This window comes from Planomonospora parontospora, assembly GCA_014647935.1.
GTDB lineage: Bacteria > Actinomycetota > Actinomycetes > Streptosporangiales > Streptosporangiaceae > Planomonospora > Planomonospora parontospora.
Genome location: BMQD01000009.1, coordinates 83,992 through 98,465 on the forward strand (window position 1 = coordinate 83,992; position 14,474 = coordinate 98,465).

At 73.4% G+C, this 14,474-nt stretch carries 16 protein-coding genes; 7 read left to right on the forward strand and 9 right to left on the reverse strand.

All coding sequences use genetic code 11. The annotated features are described in order from the left end of the window. Positions 1–24: 24 nt before the first annotated feature. The 3 genes from IEZ07_RS15870 to IEZ07_RS15880 all read right to left on the reverse strand — a co-directional run bounded on the left by IEZ07_RS15870 (position 25) and on the right by IEZ07_RS15880 (position 2,580). Positions 25–1,092 (reverse strand): hypothetical protein, encoded by a 1,068-nt coding sequence (locus IEZ07_RS15870; RefSeq protein ID WP_191895460.1) that lies wholly within the window; start codon positions 1,090–1,092, stop codon positions 25–27. After that, complete coding sequence (locus IEZ07_RS15875) at positions 1,086–1,646, reverse strand: hypothetical protein (RefSeq protein WP_191895461.1); 561 nt, start codon at positions 1,644–1,646, stop codon at positions 1,086–1,088. The genes IEZ07_RS15870 and IEZ07_RS15875 overlap by 7 nt, the downstream gene beginning before the upstream one ends. Positions 1,647–1,779: 133 nt before the next feature. Continuing rightward, complete coding sequence (locus IEZ07_RS15880) at positions 1,780–2,580, reverse strand: oxygenase MpaB family protein (protein ID WP_191895462.1); 801 nt, start codon at positions 2,578–2,580, stop codon at positions 1,780–1,782. A 127-nt stretch (positions 2,581–2,707) separates the two neighbouring features. Here IEZ07_RS15880 and IEZ07_RS15885 point away from each other — a divergent pair, with 127 nt between their 5' ends. Beyond that, on the forward strand, positions 2,708–4,414 hold the full coding sequence (locus IEZ07_RS15885; RefSeq protein WP_191895463.1) for a histidine kinase N-terminal 7TM domain-containing diguanylate cyclase: 1,707 nt from the start codon (positions 2,708–2,710) through the stop codon (positions 4,412–4,414). Between the two features lie 176 nt (positions 4,415–4,590). Here IEZ07_RS15885 and IEZ07_RS15890 read toward each other — a convergent pair whose 3' ends face one another. The 3 genes from IEZ07_RS15890 to IEZ07_RS15900 are packed head-to-tail and all read right to left on the reverse strand — an operon-like array spanning position 4,591 to position 6,511. Then, the gene (locus IEZ07_RS15890; protein WP_191895464.1) at positions 4,591–5,331 is read right to left on the reverse strand and encodes a DUF3618 domain-containing protein; all 741 of its coding nucleotides are present in this window, start codon (positions 5,329–5,331) and stop codon (positions 4,591–4,593) included. Next, positions 5,307–5,705: a phage holin family protein gene (locus tag IEZ07_RS15895; RefSeq protein WP_068902240.1), complete on the reverse strand. Its 399-nt coding sequence runs from the start codon at positions 5,703–5,705 to the stop codon at positions 5,307–5,309. Before IEZ07_RS15895 ends, IEZ07_RS15890 begins: the two co-directional genes overlap by 25 nt. Further along, the gene (locus IEZ07_RS15900) at positions 5,702–6,511 is read right to left on the reverse strand and encodes an ATP synthase subunit B family protein (RefSeq protein WP_191895465.1); all 810 of its coding nucleotides are present in this window, start codon (positions 6,509–6,511) and stop codon (positions 5,702–5,704) included. Before IEZ07_RS15900 ends, IEZ07_RS15895 begins: the two co-directional genes overlap by 4 nt. Positions 6,512–6,845: 334 nt before the next feature. Here IEZ07_RS15900 and IEZ07_RS15905 point away from each other — a divergent pair, with 334 nt between their 5' ends. Genes IEZ07_RS15905 through IEZ07_RS15920 form a run of 4 tightly spaced genes read left to right on the forward strand, consistent with a single transcriptional unit; the run spans position 6,846 to position 10,446 of the window. Beyond that, positions 6,846–7,922, forward strand: a complete 1,077-nt coding sequence (locus IEZ07_RS15905; RefSeq protein WP_191895594.1) for a sugar ABC transporter substrate-binding protein — start codon at positions 6,846–6,848, stop codon at positions 7,920–7,922. Between the two features lie 5 nt (positions 7,923–7,927). After that, positions 7,928–8,719: an ATP-binding cassette domain-containing protein gene (locus tag IEZ07_RS15910; RefSeq protein ID WP_239320206.1), complete on the forward strand. Its 792-nt coding sequence runs from the start codon at positions 7,928–7,930 to the stop codon at positions 8,717–8,719. After that, positions 8,712–9,992: a sugar ABC transporter permease gene (locus IEZ07_RS15915; protein ID WP_068902235.1), complete on the forward strand. Its 1,281-nt coding sequence runs from the start codon at positions 8,712–8,714 to the stop codon at positions 9,990–9,992. The genes IEZ07_RS15910 and IEZ07_RS15915 overlap by 8 nt, the downstream gene beginning before the upstream one ends. 31 nt (positions 9,993–10,023) lie before the next feature. Beyond that, positions 10,024–10,446 carry a hypothetical protein gene (locus IEZ07_RS15920; protein WP_191895467.1) on the forward strand — a complete coding sequence of 141 codons (423 nt, stop codon included), beginning with the start codon at positions 10,024–10,026 and terminating at the stop codon, positions 10,444–10,446. A gap of 26 nt (positions 10,447–10,472) precedes the next feature. Here the strand turns inward: IEZ07_RS15920 and IEZ07_RS15925 are convergent, their stop codons facing one another. Continuing rightward, on the reverse strand, positions 10,473–11,519 hold the full coding sequence (locus IEZ07_RS15925) for an anti-sigma factor RsbA family regulatory protein (protein ID WP_191895468.1): 1,047 nt from the start codon (positions 11,517–11,519) through the stop codon (positions 10,473–10,475). Continuing rightward, a complete protein-coding gene (locus IEZ07_RS15930; RefSeq protein WP_191895469.1) occupies positions 11,516–11,812 on the reverse strand; it encodes an STAS domain-containing protein in 297 nt (98 codons plus the stop codon). Before IEZ07_RS15930 ends, IEZ07_RS15925 begins: the two co-directional genes overlap by 4 nt. A 337-nt stretch (positions 11,813–12,149) precedes the next feature. Here IEZ07_RS15930 and IEZ07_RS15935 point away from each other — a divergent pair, with 337 nt between their 5' ends. Together IEZ07_RS15935 and IEZ07_RS15940 are read left to right on the forward strand one after the other, a co-directional pair. Continuing rightward, positions 12,150–13,124, forward strand: coding sequence for an NAD-dependent epimerase/dehydratase family protein (locus tag IEZ07_RS15935; RefSeq protein ID WP_191895470.1), 975 nt, complete (start codon positions 12,150–12,152; stop codon positions 13,122–13,124). Positions 13,125–13,198: 74 nt separating this feature from the next. Continuing rightward, entirely contained in the window at positions 13,199–13,570 is a 372-nt protein-coding gene (locus tag IEZ07_RS15940) for a VOC family protein (RefSeq protein WP_191895471.1), read from the forward strand. A 105-nt stretch (positions 13,571–13,675) separates the two neighbouring features. On the opposite strand, the gene IEZ07_RS15945 is transcribed toward IEZ07_RS15940, so the two are convergent. Further along, the gene (locus IEZ07_RS15945) at positions 13,676–14,410 is read right to left on the reverse strand and encodes an aspartate/glutamate racemase family protein (RefSeq protein WP_239320204.1); all 735 of its coding nucleotides are present in this window, start codon (positions 14,408–14,410) and stop codon (positions 13,676–13,678) included. Positions 14,411–14,474 lie beyond the last annotated feature (64 nt).

The window sequence follows — 14,474 nt, forward strand, 5'->3', positions numbered from 1 at the left end:
TTCAGGCTGTGGCGACCGCCGTCGTCATGCGGTGACGACCGACTGCGACTCGGCGACGCGGAACTCCTCGCTCGCCGTGGTGGTCAGGGACGGGAGCGGACCGCTCCGCCCGCCGGCCGTCCAGGTGACCTCCCAGACGACGGTGGCGGTCACCCGGTATTCGCCGTTCGGGGCGTCCATGCTCGAGTCGAGGTAGGTGTGGCCGCAGGTGGGCGAGGGGCGGCGCGGGTCGTCCCGGCCCTCGCGGTACGCCGTGCCCGGACCCCGGCAGACCACCGTGGTGCCGTCGCCCATGTCCCAGTTCACCCGGGCCGGCCGGGCGAGGACGGTCGCGGTGGTCCCGCCCGCCGTGCCGGTGGCCGTACGGGGACGCCAGGACGCCCGCGAGATCGTGAGCCAGATCGGCAGCCGGACCAGTTGCAGGTCCTCGGGGCCCGGCGAGGAACCGATCTCCGGCTCGGGCAGAACGAGGCGGTCCACCGCCTCCAGCACGGCAGCCGGGGGGACGGGGGTCCCGGCGGCCCGCCCCCCGCCTGCCTGCGGGCGCGGTTTCAGGGGCTTCAGGGGATCCAGCGGGTCCAGCGGGTCCAGGAGGTCCAGCGGGTGGTCCAGCGGGCTCCGGGAACCGTCCCGCGGGTCCAGCGGACCGCGGGGGTCCGGGGTGTACGGCAGGCCCGGCCGGCCCCGGAGTCCGGAGCGGCCGGCGCCCTCGGAGCGGTCAGCGCGCGGGTCGCCGCCTCCGCCGCCCGCCGGGAGCCTCCCGGCCGCGGCCAGCCGCTTCCACCAGCGCCTGGCCCGCGCGGCGCACCCCGGCCCGCCTTCGGAGCCGCACCCGATGAGCTCGGCCACGCCCCCCGTCGCCTCGACCGCACCCTCGGCGGCGGGGGCGGCGGGGGCGGCGGAAGCGGCGACCCCGGCGGCTCCTCCGCTCCCGGCGGCCCTGATGATCCACTTGCTGCCGGTGGTCCCGGCGGATCCGGTGGTCCCGGTGCGGACGGCCGCCTCGGCGGCGGGGACTGCGGTCCCGGAGCCGGAGACCACGGTGAGGGCCGTGCAGCAGAGGGTGGTGATCGCGGCGGCGTGTCTCAGCATGTCCCGGCCTCCTTGAGCACGAAGCTCCTGACGTACCAGGAGCCTCCACGCAGGACGAGACCCGCGGTGGTCCGGTGCCTGCCGGTGGGGGCGCCCCCGCTCACCCGCTCTCCGCTCCGCGTGCGGACCAGGAACCCGGTGTCGTCCACGCAGTCGATGACCTTGGCCCTGGTGGGCCCGGCCCCGGGTCTCAGCGAGGCGACCTCCGGGCTCAGGACCGGCTCACCCCCGATCACCTGCTCCCGCTGCCGGGCGAGCCAGAGGCCGTGGCGCAGGATGTTCAGCGCGTCTCCGGTCGCGTGCCGGCCGAGGCCCCGGGCCTTCCAGTCCGCCGTCGCCGCCGCCGAGACGAACTCGCGCCACATGCCGCGGTAGGAGGCGAGCACGGCCTCCTCCGCGGCCGCCCGCGGGTCCGGCGGCGGAGTGGCCGAAGGGAGGGCGGTCGGCTCCAGGACGGAGACGGACTCGGCGGGCGCGGACTGACACCCGGTGAGCATGCACATGACGACGGCCCAGGTCGTCAGCGGCCCATAGATGGCGCACCGTCGCCACATGACATGTCCTCGCTGGTCAAGAAGAGGTAACCACGTAGAGTAGTCACAGTAATGCGATGGGTCACCGAATTCCAGTAGCGGGGGCCATCGCGCCGGGTCCGGGTCCGCCGCGGGGTGCGCCTTTCCCCTCAGGTCATGACATGGCGGGGCGCCGCCCGGCCGACCGTCTGCGCAGGTTGCCCAGATAGCGGTCCCGGGGCAGCGTGCGGACCCGCAGCGGTAGCCTCGGATAGACGACGGCCAGGAGCCGCATGAGCAGGCGGAAGCGCGCCCTCCGGGCGGGGGTCCAGCTCCAGCCGTACTGCTCGCGGACCGGCGCGGGCATCAGCCCCGCGGTGACGAGCCTGATCACCGGCAGGCCGGCGCGCGCGAGCCACGGCACGTCGGGGTGGAGGACCTGCTCGGCGACGGCCCGCGAGGCGTCGCTGATCCTGAGGTTCGCCAGCATGTCCGCGTAGTAGACGCGGAAGTCGGCGTAGGTCCGCGGCATCAGGTCCGGCGGGCAGCCGAGGATGGTGGCGAAGACCTTCGACTGCTCGTAGTAGGCGGCGAGCTCGTCGCCGGACAGCCGCCGGAAGACCGCCTCGTAGACGTGCACGGCCGTGGCGAAGAGGGTGGCGGCCACCCAGACCTGCAGCTCGGGATCACCGGCCCGGTAGCCGGGGCCGGTCACCCTGTCGTGCATCCGCGTCACGGCCGCGCTCAGCCGCTCGGCCTCCTCACGGGTGCCCCAGGAGACGGCGTAGACCCACTGCATGGTGCCCCTGAGCCGTCCGAGCGGGTCCTCGGCGGTGTAGCTGTGGTCGTGGACGCCCTGGGCCACCTTCGGATGGGCGGTCTGCAGCAGCGAGGCCGCGCCTCCGGCGGCGAGCAGCACGGCCTCGCGGCCGATCACCCTGACCAGGTCGTCGTCCTCGAACAGTCCGTCGCTCATGCGACCATCGTAAGTAAGTATTTACTTTACGACAAGCGCCGTCAGCGGACCCCCGTGTTTCCCTACACCGCGCGGCGGCCGTGCCGATGGGGGAAAGGACATCGGCGGGACGAGCGGGAGGCGCGGGATGGCGGGGCAGGTTTTCCTTCTCCTGCTGTTCGCGCTCGCGGCGGCCGTGGCCGGCGTCGTGGCCGCCGTTGGCTGGCGGCGGCGCCGCACCGCGCCCGCGGTCGGCACGCTCTCCCTGGTCTCGGCCGCGATCGCGGCGTGGTCCGCGGCGGAGGGGCTCATCCTGCTGACCGGCGACCCGGGCACCGCCCTGCTGCTGGCGGTGGTCAAGTACGTCGGCGTCGGCGCCGCCATGGCGGGTTTCCTGTACCTGTCCAAGGCCGTGGCGGACCGCGGCTGGCGGCTCCCGCGCCGCGCCCTGCCGCTGCTCTCGATCGAGCCCGCGCTGGTCACCGCGGCGATCGTGACGAACCCGCGGCACCACCTGTTCTTCCTCTCGATGGACTGGGCCGTCTCGCCCGAGATGCGCATCCCCGAGTTCGGTCCCCTGTTCTGGGCGCACACCGGCTACAGCTACCTGCTGTTCGGCATCGGCGCGGTGCGGCTGGTCCGCGCGTGGGCGCGGGGCCCGCGCGCCCAGCGCCCCCTGTACGGCCTCCTCCTGCTCAGCGTCGCCCCCTCGACCCTGGGCAACGTGGTCGGCCTGCTCGCGCTCGTGCGCACCGCCGACCTGACCCCGGTCGGCTTCTGCGTCACCGCGGTCGTCGTCTACTGGCTGCTCGTCCACCGCGCCCTGCCCGAGCTGGTCCCGGTGGCGCGCGACCGCGTCTTCGACATGATCGGCGACGCGGTCGTGACCATCGACGCCTCCAGCCGGATCCTCGACCTCAACTCCGTCGCCGAGGACGTGCTCCACCGGCTGAGGCCCGGCACTCCGGACAGGGTCATCGGGCTCTCGCTCAGGGAACTGCTCGGCGAGGTCTTCACCCCCGCGGACGACGGGGAGAGCGACCTGGTCTTCACCGACGGCACGGGCCGGCGGCTGGATTTGAACGTGCGCACCACCCCGCTGTACGACCGCCGGGGCGAGCGCGCGGGCTGGGCCATGGTGGCCCGCGACGTCACCGCGCTCAACCGGCAGCGGCACGAGCTGGAGCGGGCGAACTCGCGGCTGCGCAGGCAGCAGGACGAGCTGGAGCAGGCCAACGCCCGGCTCCGCGACCAGCTGCACACCATCGAGCTGCTCCGTGCCGACCTCGCCGAGCAGGCCGCCCGGGACGCGCTGACCGGCCTGCACAACCGCCGCCACCTGATGGACGTGCTCCACCGCGAGGCCGCAACGGCCGACGGGGACGGCGGGAACGGCAGGGACGGCGGGAACGGCGGGCGGCTCAGCCTCGCCCTGCTCGACATCGACCACTTCAAGCAGGTCAACGACCGCTACGGCCACCGCGTCGGAGACGACGTGCTGGTCCGCTTCGCGCAGCTGCTCTCCGGCGGCGTGCGCCGGGACGACACCGTGGCGCGCTACGGCGGCGAGGAGTTCGTCGTGGTCTTCCCGGGCACCGACGAGGCGCAGGCCCGCTCCCGGGTGGAGGCCCTGCTCGAACAGGTGGCGGCGGACCCGGTGCACAGCGGCGGCCACACCCTGCGCGTCACCTTCAGCGCCGGCGTCGCCGCGCTGTCCCCCGGGCAGAGCCCCGACGACCTCCTGCAGGCCGCCGACGGGGCGCTCTACGCCGCCAAGCGCGGAGGACGCAACCGGGTCGAGACGGCCGGGCCGGGCCCGGAACCGGCCGGAACGGCCACCGGGACCGCGGCCTGAACCCGGCCGGCGACCGAGACCGGGACCTGAGCCCGTACGGCCCGCCTTCTCCGTGGCCCGGCCCCACCCCCTGACGGCGGCGGCCCCGCCCCCGGAGTCGTACCGGGGACGGGGCCGCTCGCCCGAGTGGGCCGCTCGAACCGCTCAAGCCGCTCGGAGAGCGTTCCGGCCCGAGATCAGGAGCCGAACGTGGAGCGGGTCTGGCCGGTCACCTGCTGGGCCTGCTCCCGGGCGTGGTCGCCGGTGGCCTTGGCCGCCTCGGCGGCCGTCTCCTTGACCTGGCGGCCGGCCTCCTGCGCGGCCTCCTTGGCCTCCTCGCCGAGGCGCTGGGCCGACTCCAGCACCGCCTCCTTGACCGGCGCGACCATCTCGCCGGCCTGGTCGCGGAGCTGCTCGGCGGCCCGCTGCTCGGCCTCGGTCTTCGGGATGAGGGTGGCCGCGAGCAGTCCCGCGCCGAAGGCGATCAGGCCGGCGGCCAGCGGGTTGCCCTGGGCCCCCCGCATGGCCTGCTCCGGCGCCCCCTTGACGGCCTCCGCGGCCTGCTGCGCACCCTGCTTGACGGTTCCGGCGGCCTCCACGGCGGTCTCCTTGATGGTCCCGGCGGCGTCGGCCGCCGTGTCGCGAACGGTTCCGGCGGCGTCGGCCGCCGTGTCCCGGACGGTCCCGGCGGCGCCCGCCGCCGTCTCCCGGACGCTGTGAGCGGCCTGCCCGGCCTGCTGCCGCACCTGGTGGGCGGCGTGCACCGGGGTGCCCATCACCCGCTCCCGGACCACCTGCATCCGCCGGCGCATCCGGCCGGTACGGCGCTGCACGATCCGCGCCGGGCTGGTCTTGTCCGCGAGCCGGTCCACGTCCGCCGCCAGCTCCGCCCGGGTGGCTGCGATCTCGGCCCTTATCTGGTCAGGTTCCGCGCCCATCGCGCATCCTCCTTGAGCGTTTCGATCGTCTGCTCGGGCTTGGGTGACACCTGCCGCAACCTGGCCTTGCCGGTCACGAACAGGGCCGCGCCGGCCCCCGCCCACAGGGCCGCGACGATGAGCGCGGCCCAGCCCAGGTCCATGACGTTGCCGAGGCCGAACATGACCGCCAGCGTCACCAGCAGCGCGACCATGTAGCCGGCGAACCCGGCTCCGCCGAGCAGGCCCGCGGCCTTGCCGGCCTTGGCGGCCTCCTGGCGGATCTCGGCCTTGGCCAGTTCCACCTCCTGGCGGAACAGCTTCGACAGGTCCTCCCCGATCTCACCTACCAGCTGCCCCAGTGTGGGCGGCTCGGGTTCGAGGGGCGAGCTCATCGCGGCTCACCGTCCCAGCCCGTCGGCGGAGGGGTGACGGGGGTCCCGGGGAAGCGCTCCTCCCCGAACGCCGGATCGGTTCCGGCCGTCCGGCCCGGGGTCGCGGGCGGGACGGGGGGCGTGACCGGTGCGGGCGGGACCGGCGGGATCGGGGTCGTCGGCGAGCCGGACGCGCCGGTGCCCGCGGCGCCCCAGGTGCCCGCCGTACCGCCCGTGGCGCCCCAGGTGTCCGCCGTGCCGCCCGCTGTGGCCGGGCCCCGGTCGTCCGCGCCGCTCCACGCGCCCGCCGTACCGGTTCCGGTACCCGTCTGGCTTCCGGTGTCCGACGCGGCCTTGGCGATCCGGCCGACCAGGAATCCCGCGGCCAGCGCACCGGCGAGGAACGCTCCAGGACGGCGGCGCGCGAAGTTCTGGACCTCCTGCACCACGCCGGCCAGGCCGTGCTCGTCCAGGTAGTCGGCCGCTCGCCGTCCTCCGTCGGCGACCTGCTGCACCACTCCGGAGACCGGGGAGTCGGGCTTGACCGCGTCGCCGACCGAGGCCAGCTCGTCGGCCCACTGCCGGATCCCCTGGGCGGCGCGCCTGCCCTGCTGCCGCGCCTGCTCGTTCGCGCGCTCACGCAGCTGGTCCGCCACGCGGCGGGCCTGCTCCCTGGCCTCTCCGGCCACCGCTCTCGTCTGCTCCTTGGCGGTGCCGGCCACCTCCCCGACAGCCGACCTGGTCTGCTGCGCGGCCTCTCTGGCCGTCTCGCGGAGCTCCCCGCCCTCTGCCGGGCGCTCCCCCGCCCTGGTTGGGTACTCGTTCACCGATGCCTCCAAAGGTCGTGCATCCTCGGTTGCCGCGGCCTCTGCCCAGGTACCCTTCCGCCATACACAAACCCACCGAAACAATTTCAAACCTCACTCACCCCACTGATTCTTCTTATTCACCTCGCACTCCCTGATTCACCCAAGACCCCGACTGACGTGCAGCTTCCTCTCCAAGTCATCGTCAAGGTCGGTTTCCAGTGAGAATCCCGATTTCGCCCCCGGGTACGGCCAGCGGAGTACGGACGGCATCGGTTCCGGTGCGTGATCGGGGGATCCAGTGAAGACGGTTCGATGGGCGGTGGGCGGCGCCGCGTTCGTCCTGGCGTTCGGGATGGCGGCCTGCGGGAGCGCGAAGGAGGCGGGCGGCGGCGGCACCATGACCCCGGCCGGCACGTCCCCCGGCGCCACGGGCGGCACCGGGGCGTCGAGCTTCAAGATCGGCCTGCTGCTGCCGGAGTCGAAGACCGCGCGCTACGAGAAGTTCGACCGCCCGTACATCACGCAGGGGGTGGCGACGCTCTGCCCGGCCTGCGAGGTCGTCTACGCCAACGCCAACCAGGACCCCAACCAGCAGCAGCAGCAGGTCGACTCGATGCTCACCAACAACGTCAAGGTGCTCATCCTCGACGCGGTGGACGCCAAGGCCATCGCCTCCTCGGTGGCGAAGGCCAAGCAGCAGGGCGTCAAGGTGGTCGCCTACGACCGGCTCGCCGGCGGCCCCATCGACGCCTACACCTCCTTCGACAACGTCCAGGTCGGCAAGATGCAGGGCGAGGCGCTGCTCAACGCCCTCAAGGAGGGCGGCGACCCCAAGCGCGGCCCGATCGTGATGGTCAACGGCTCGCCCACCGACCCGAACGCGGGCGACTTCAAGAAGGGCGCCCACTCCGTCCTCGACGGACAGGTGACCATCGGCAAGGAGTACGACACCCCGGACTGGAGCCCCGACCAGGCCAACACCCAGGCGGCCGGGGCGTTCACCGCGCTCGGCGCGGACAAGGTCATCGGGATCTACTCCGCCAACGACGGCATGGCGGGCGGCATCGCGCGCGCCATGCAGAACGCCGGGGTGCCCAAGGGGACCCCGCTGACCGGCCAGGACGCCGAACTCGCCGGCATCCAGCGCATCCTGCTCGGCACCCAGACGATGACCATCTACAAGCCGATCAAGCCCGAGGCCGAGAACGCCGCCCGGCTCGCCTACGACCTCGGCTCCGGCAAGGCCGTGCAGGGCGCCACGACCGTGGACAACGGGAGCGGCTCCCCGATCCCCGCCCTGATCCTCACACCGATCGTGGTCACCAGGGACAACATCAAGGACACGGTGGTCAAGGACGGCTTCTGGACGGTCGAGGAGATCTGCACCGCCGACGTCCAGGCCGCGTGCAAGGCCGCCGGGCTGTCATGACCGCCGTGAGCGGGGAGCCGGTCCTCGCCGTCGAGGGGATCTCCAAGCGCTTCGGCGCGGTGCAGGCCCTGTCGGACGTCGACCTCGACGTCCACGCGGGCGAGGTGGTCGCCCTGGTCGGCGACAACGGCGCGGGCAAGTCCACCATCATCAAGGTGATCGCGGGCGTGGGCCCGGCCGACAGCGGCGAGATCCGCTGGGAGGGCCGGCCCGTCACGATCACCAGCCCCGGCGCGGCGCAGTCGCTCGGCATCGCGACCGTCTACCAGGACCTCGCCCTCTGCGACAACCTCGACGTGGTCGGCAACCTGTTCCTCGGCCGGGAGCTGGGCCGCCTCGGCGTGCTGGACGAGGTCGCGATGGAGAAGCGCTCCCGCGACCTGCTGCACACGCTCTCCATCAGGATCCCCAGCGTCCGCATCCCGGTGGCGTCCCTGTCCGGAGGCCAGCGGCAGACCGTGGCGATCTCCCGGTCGCTGCTGGGCGAGCCCAGGATCGTGATCCTGGACGAGCCGACCGCGGCCCTCGGCGTCGAGCAGACCGCCCAGGTCCTCGACCTGGTGGAACGGCTCCGCGGCCAGGGACTCGGGGTGATCCTGATCAGTCACAACATGGTCGACGTGATGGCGGTCGCCGACCGCGTCGCCGTCCTGCGCCTGGGCCGCAACAACGGTCTCTTCGACACCGGGCGGACCACCCAGGAGGAGATCATCGCTGCGATCACCGGGGCGACCGACAACGTGGTCATGCGCCGCCGGGCCCGTACCGGCCGGGCCGAGGAGGCTCCCGATGGCTGACAGGGGAAAGCACCGGGCGGACGAGCCCGCGGGCCCGGCCGGACCGGCCGCCGAGGCCCAGTTCGACCCCCGGCTGCTCGTCCGGGAGAAGGGCGCGGCCGGATACGTCGAGGAGTTCAAGCGCCGGGTCAGGGGCGGCGAGCTCGGCTCGCTGCCCGTCATCGTCGGCCTGGCCGTCATCTGGATCGTCTTCCAGAGCCTGAACAGCCAGTTCCTGTCCCCGCAGAACCTGTCCAACCTCAGCATCGACATCGTGGCGACCGGCCTCATCTCGGTCGGCATCGTCTTCGTGCTGCTGCTGGGGGAGATCGACCTGTCGGCGGGCGCGGTCAGCGGGGCGAGCGCGGCGGTGCTGGCCGTACTGCAGGTGAACAACGGCTGGCACCCGCTGGCGGCGATCGCCGCGGCCGTGGCGGTCGCCGCGCTGCTCGGGCTCGTCCACGGCGTGTTCTTCGCCAAACTCGGCGTGCCGTCGTTCGTGGTCACGCTCGCCGGGATGCTCGCCTGGACCGGGTTCCAGCTCTGGGTGCTGGGGCCCAGCGGCACGATCAACCTGCCCTACGAGGGCCTGGTCGCCGGCCTCACCAGCACCTACTTCACCCAGCTCATCGCCGCGTACGGCCTGGCGGGCCTCGTCACGGCCGGGTTCTTCGCCGCCTCGGTCCTCGGCAACGCCCGCCGCCGCGCCGCGGGCATCCCCTCCCGGACGATGGCCGACGTCATCCTGCGCACCCTGGTCCTGGCGTTCGTCGTGTTCGGCGTGGCCCACGTGCTCAACCAGTACAAGGGGCTGCCGCTGGCCCTGCTGATCTTCCTCGTGGTGGTGGTCGCCGCCGACTTCGTGCAGCGCCGTACCCGCTACGGGCGGAAGGTCTTCGCCGTCGGCGGCAACATCGAGGCGGCCCGGCGCGCGGGGATCAACGTGGCCGCGATCCGCGTCTCGGTGTTCATGATCTCCGGTGCGATGGCGGCCGTCGGCGGCGTCTTCGCGGCCTCCCGCATCGCCTCGGCCAGCCAGGCGACCGGTCAGAGCAACGTGCTGATGATGGCCATCGCGGCGGCGGTGATCGGCGGCACCAGCCTGTTCGGCGGGCGCGGAACGGCCTACTCGGCCCTGCTGGGCATGCTGGTCATCCAGTCGATCTCCTCCGGGATGGCGCTGCAGGGCGTGAGCAACTCGATCCAGTTCATGGTCACCGGAGCGGTGCTGCTGGCCGCGGTGGTGATCGACTCGCTCTCCCGGCGCAGCCAGAAGGCCTCCGGCCGCGCCTGACCGTCCTCTCCCGACGGGGTACGGTCTGCACATGTCTGAGCGCAGCATGCCGAACGACGCGGCGTCCTGGGTCTGCCCCCACGGGCAGGATGCCCGCCGCGGTTGCGTGACCTGCTACGAGGAGGCGTCGGAGGCCGCCCCCGGGACACCCTCCTGGGAGGTCGCCGCGTGGTTCACCGCCCCCCGGCCGATCCCCATCAGGACCCTGCAGGACGTCCACCGGCACGGCCGCAGCTTCGCCATCGACCAGCCCTCCACCCCGCTCGTCTACCTGCTGACCGGCCGGACGTCCGCCCCCGACAGCGTGCAGGCCGTCGCGGGGGTGGTGGGGTTCCTGCTGCACAACCGCCACGTGGTCACCGGCTTCACCGTGACGGAGACGCGGGCCACCCTCCTGCCCCGCACCGACACCGGCGGGGCCCGCACGACGGACACCTGGCTCGACGCCCCCTGAGCCGCGGCGCGACCGCCGCGGGCCCGTCAGGCGTTCGCCAGGTCCTCGGGGCTCCCCGTGTCCTCGGGGCTCCCGGCGAACCCGGCGTCCTCGATGCTCTTGAGGTGCTCCAGGGGGTCGGCCCCGTCCACGTCGAAGTAGACGCGGATCGTGGTGCCGCCCTGGCCCGTGTGGATGCGGACCAGGTCGCTGAGGAGGTTCGTCACGAGCAGCCCGCGCGAGCCGAGCTGGTGGATCGGGGTCGGGCGCCGTCCGGCGAGCGGGTCGGCGATGTGGCCGCCGTCGCTGACGTCGAACACCACCCGGCCACCCTCCCGCCAGACGCGCAGGGTCCCCGAACCGCCGCCGTAGTCGAGGCTGTTGGCCGCCAGTTCACTGGCGATCAGCCGCAGGTCCTCCAGGCGCTCGCCCTTCAGGCCGATCCTGGCCGCGTGCTCGGTGGCGAAGGCGCGGACCCGGCCCAGCGGGTCGTCGCCGAAGCCCTGGCCGTAGCGCATCACCGCGGCGTCCTCCGGGGCGGGCAGCGGCCGGTTGCAGTCGCGCAGGACGCGCTCCAGCGCGTAGTGGGCGCTCGCCGACGCGACGGAGCCGTCCACGAGGACGGGGTGGGTCATCCGCGCGTCCTCGATGACCTCGTGAGGCAGCCCGTGGAGGTCGTAGGGACACAGGATGGTGGCGTCCCGGCCGGAGAACGCGAGGTTGATCAGCGCCTCGTGCTGGAGGCACGCCGGGTATTCGGTCGCCGACCGGCCCGGCCAGATCGGCTCGCCGATGATGCGGACGCGCCGGCCCGGGTGCAGGTCGGTGAAGGCCCGCAGGACTCCCGGGATGATGCGCCCGGGGTTGCGTCCGGCCTCGCCCATGTCGATCAGCCGCACCTCCGCCGCCGCCGCGCCCAGCGCCCCGCGGATCAGCTCCAGGTTCCTGCCCGGCACCGCCACCGCGACCGGCTCTCCCGCGGCCAGTCCCTCCAGGAGGAAGGGCACGGTCCCCGCGAGGTATTCGTCGGCGTCCCGGTAGAAGAGCGCCGGATGCTCGAAGGGCTCGGCGGTTGCGGACGGTGTGACGTTCATGGGCTCTCCACCACGACCGGAAGGCTGCCCGATCCGATCAGGGTCAGTACGGTTTTCAGTATGCGGGGCGGGTGATGCAGGAACATCCGTTTACCGGCAGGAAGGGTGCCCGCCACATCGGTGATCAACCATGTCCCCCGGACGTCGATGAATCCGAGCTCCGCCAGATAGAGGTGGACGTCCTCACCCTTGGAGGCCACCGCGGCCAGCGCCTCCTGCCATGCCGTCCTGGTCGTGCGGTCGATCTCGCCGATCACCTCGAGGCCGGAGAGGGGCTCGATCAGGTTGATCACGAGACCCGGTGGAGAGGACTGCCGGACGGGGGAGACCGGTGGATCGGGCAGGGAGAGGCGGGGCGGGCCGTCCGGATTGGCCCTGGGCTGGATTGTCAAACGGACCACCCCGAAAATAGACAACCGACTGCCTCAACGTACCCGCTCCCCCGCCCGATGGGAAAAGGCGACCCGGCCCTTCCCTGGGAAAGAGGCCCTGACCAGGGGCGGTCCCGCCCGCGGAAAGGACCCCGGCCAGGGACGTCCCGCCCGCGGAAGAGACCCCGGTCAGGGGCGGTCCCGTCCGATCCCGTGGCGGCGCCCCCAGGTCCGCCCGGGGTGGGGAAGGATGCCTTACATGCGCATTCTGATCATCGGCGGCACCCGGTTCGTCGGCCGGCACATCACCGAGGCCGCGCTGGCGGCCGGGCACGACGTCTCCCTCCTGCACCGCGGCCGGACCGGCCCCGATCTCTTCCCCGAGGCTGAGCACCTGCTCGCCGACCGCGACACCGGTCTCGCCGTCCTGGACGGCCGCGAGTGGGACGCGACGATCGACGTCAGCGCCTACCTGCCGTCCCAGATCGAGGCGCTGGCCGGCTCCGTCTCCACCGGCCGGTACGTCTTCGTCTCCACCACCGCCGTCTACGCTCCCGGTCAGCGGCCCGGTTTCACCGAGGACTCCCCGCTCGCCGAGCTCGACGGCGACGGCCCGGTCCCGGACACCGTGACGGGCGAGACGTACGGCCCGCTGAAGGTCCTGTGCGAGCGGACCGCGATCGAGCGGTTCGGCCCCGGCACGCTCGTCGTCCGCCCCACCTACGTGATCGGCCCGTACGACTACACCGGCCGCTTCACCTACTGGGTCAACCGCCTCGCCCGCGGCGGCGAGGTCCTGGCCCCCGGCGACCCGTCGGCCCCCATCCAGGTGATCGACGGGCGCGACATGGCCGCCTGGACCGTCGCCATGGCCGGGCGAGGGGACGGCGGCACCTTCCACGCGGTCAGCCCGCCCCCGCCGTTCACCTTCGGCGACATGCTGGAGCGGATCGCGGCCGAGGTCGCCCCGCCCGGCACCACGCTGACCTGGGTGGACACGGACTTCCTGCACGCCGCCGGTCAGGACGGCCGCTCGCTCCCGCTCTGGGGCGAGGGAGGGGACACCTCGATCAACACCGCCGACCCGTCCGCCGCCCGCGCCGCCGGACTGGACCCGCGCCCCTTCGGGCAGTCGGTACGCGAGATCCGCGCCTCCGAGGCGGACTTCTCCGTGGAGACCACCGTCACCCCGGCCCGCGAGGCCGAGATCCTCGCCGCCTGGCACGCCCGCTGACACCGGCCGGGGCCCGGCGGGGCAGGGCTCCTGCGGGGCCGTACGGCCCCGGGCGGTCTGCCAGAATCGGCGGCATGCTGGAGATCCGTACGGTCGTGATGGGCGTCGGCGACATGCCGCGCGCGGTGGAGTTCTGGACCCGGGCGCTGGGCTACGTGCCCCGCGAGGGCGAGGCGCGCGACGACTGGACGGTGCTCGTCCCGGCCGGCGGCGGCCACGGGGTCGCGGTGGCGCTCGACGTCAGCGCGACGCCCGTGCAGGAGCACCCGCGCGTGCACCTCGACCTCTACGCCCGCGGCACCGCCGACCAGGCCGCCGAGGTCGAGCGGCTGGTCTCCCTGGGAGCCGAGCGGGTCGACTGGGACCTCTACCCCGAGGACCCCGACTTCGTCGTCCTCGCCGACCCCGAGGGCAACCGCTTCTGCGTCATCGACCCGACCCACTGATCCCCGCCCGCGGACCCCTGCCTGAGGGTCCCCGTCCGCCGGTGCCTCCGGTCCCGCCCGGAGGCACCGGCCCGGTCCCGCCGCCCTGCGCCTCCGGGACCGGTCTCACCGGCGCGGTCCGGCGGCCTCCGGGACCGGCGCGGCCAGCGCCAGGTCCACGGCGCGCTCGACGTGGATGCGGGTGGAGTCGAACACCGGCACCGGGCTGTCCCGCCGGCCGACGAGCAGGGTGATCTCGGTGCAGCCGAGGATCACCCCCTCGGCCCCGCGGGCGGCCAGGTCCGCGATGACCCGCCGGTAGGCGTCGCGGGAGGCGTCCTCCACCCGCCCCCGGGTGAGCTCCTCGTAGATGACGTCGTGCACCAGCGTGCGGCCGGGCTCGTCCGGGACCAGGACCTCGATCCCGTGCCCGCGCATCCGGTCGCGGTAGAACGCCATCTCCATGGTGAACCGGGTGCCGAGCAGGCCCACGGTGGTGAGCCCGGCGGCGGTGATCCGCTCGGCCGTCGCGTCGACGAGGTGCACGAACGGCACGGTGAGCGCGGCCTCCACCTCCGCCGCGACCCGGTGCATGGTGTTGGTGCAGAGCAGGACCAGCTCGGCCCCGCCGTCCTGCAGGGTCGCGGCCGCTCCGGCGAGCAGCCGCCCGGCCGCCTCCCAGTCGCCCGCCCGCTGCATCGCCTCGACCTCGGCGAAGTCCACCGTCAGCAGCAGGCTCCGGGCGCAGTGGTGGCCGCCCAGGCGGCGGCGGACCTCCTCGTTGAGCAGGCGGTAGTACTCCGCCGAGGACTCCCAGCTCATGCCGCCGATCAGGCCGATCGTTCTCATGGTCTCCGTCATGCACGCCATCCTGGCCGGAGTGCGACCCCACAGGTAGACGTGTCCTTGTTGGCTGACCCCAAAG

Coding starts and splice junctions, on each gene's coding strand:
- IEZ07_RS15870 (WP_191895460.1), bottom strand. CDS start 1,092: ATGCTGAGACACGCCGCCGCGATCACCACCCTCTGCTGCACGGCCCTC.
- IEZ07_RS15875 (WP_191895461.1), bottom strand. CDS start 1,646: ATGTGGCGACGGTGCGCCATCTATGGGCCGCTGACGACCTGGGCCGTC.
- IEZ07_RS15880 (WP_191895462.1), bottom strand. CDS start 2,580: ATGAGCGACGGACTGTTCGAGGACGACGACCTGGTCAGGGTGATCGGC.
- IEZ07_RS15885 (WP_191895463.1), top strand. CDS start 2,708: ATGGCGGGGCAGGTTTTCCTTCTCCTGCTGTTCGCGCTCGCGGCGGCC.
- IEZ07_RS15890 (WP_191895464.1), bottom strand. CDS start 5,331: ATGGGCGCGGAACCTGACCAGATAAGGGCCGAGATCGCAGCCACCCGG.
- IEZ07_RS15895 (WP_068902240.1), bottom strand. CDS start 5,705: ATGAGCTCGCCCCTCGAACCCGAGCCGCCCACACTGGGGCAGCTGGTA.
- IEZ07_RS15905 (WP_191895594.1), top strand. CDS start 6,846: ATGGCGGCCTGCGGGAGCGCGAAGGAGGCGGGCGGCGGCGGCACCATG.
- IEZ07_RS15915 (WP_068902235.1), top strand. CDS start 8,712: ATGGCTGACAGGGGAAAGCACCGGGCGGACGAGCCCGCGGGCCCGGCC.
- IEZ07_RS15920 (WP_191895467.1), top strand. CDS start 10,024: ATGTCTGAGCGCAGCATGCCGAACGACGCGGCGTCCTGGGTCTGCCCC.
- IEZ07_RS15925 (WP_191895468.1), bottom strand. CDS start 11,519: ATGAACGTCACACCGTCCGCAACCGCCGAGCCCTTCGAGCATCCGGCG.
- IEZ07_RS15935 (WP_191895470.1), top strand. CDS start 12,150: ATGCGCATTCTGATCATCGGCGGCACCCGGTTCGTCGGCCGGCACATC.
- IEZ07_RS15940 (WP_191895471.1), top strand. CDS start 13,199: ATGCTGGAGATCCGTACGGTCGTGATGGGCGTCGGCGACATGCCGCGC.
- IEZ07_RS15945 (WP_239320204.1), bottom strand. CDS start 14,410: ATGACGGAGACCATGAGAACGATCGGCCTGATCGGCGGCATGAGCTGG.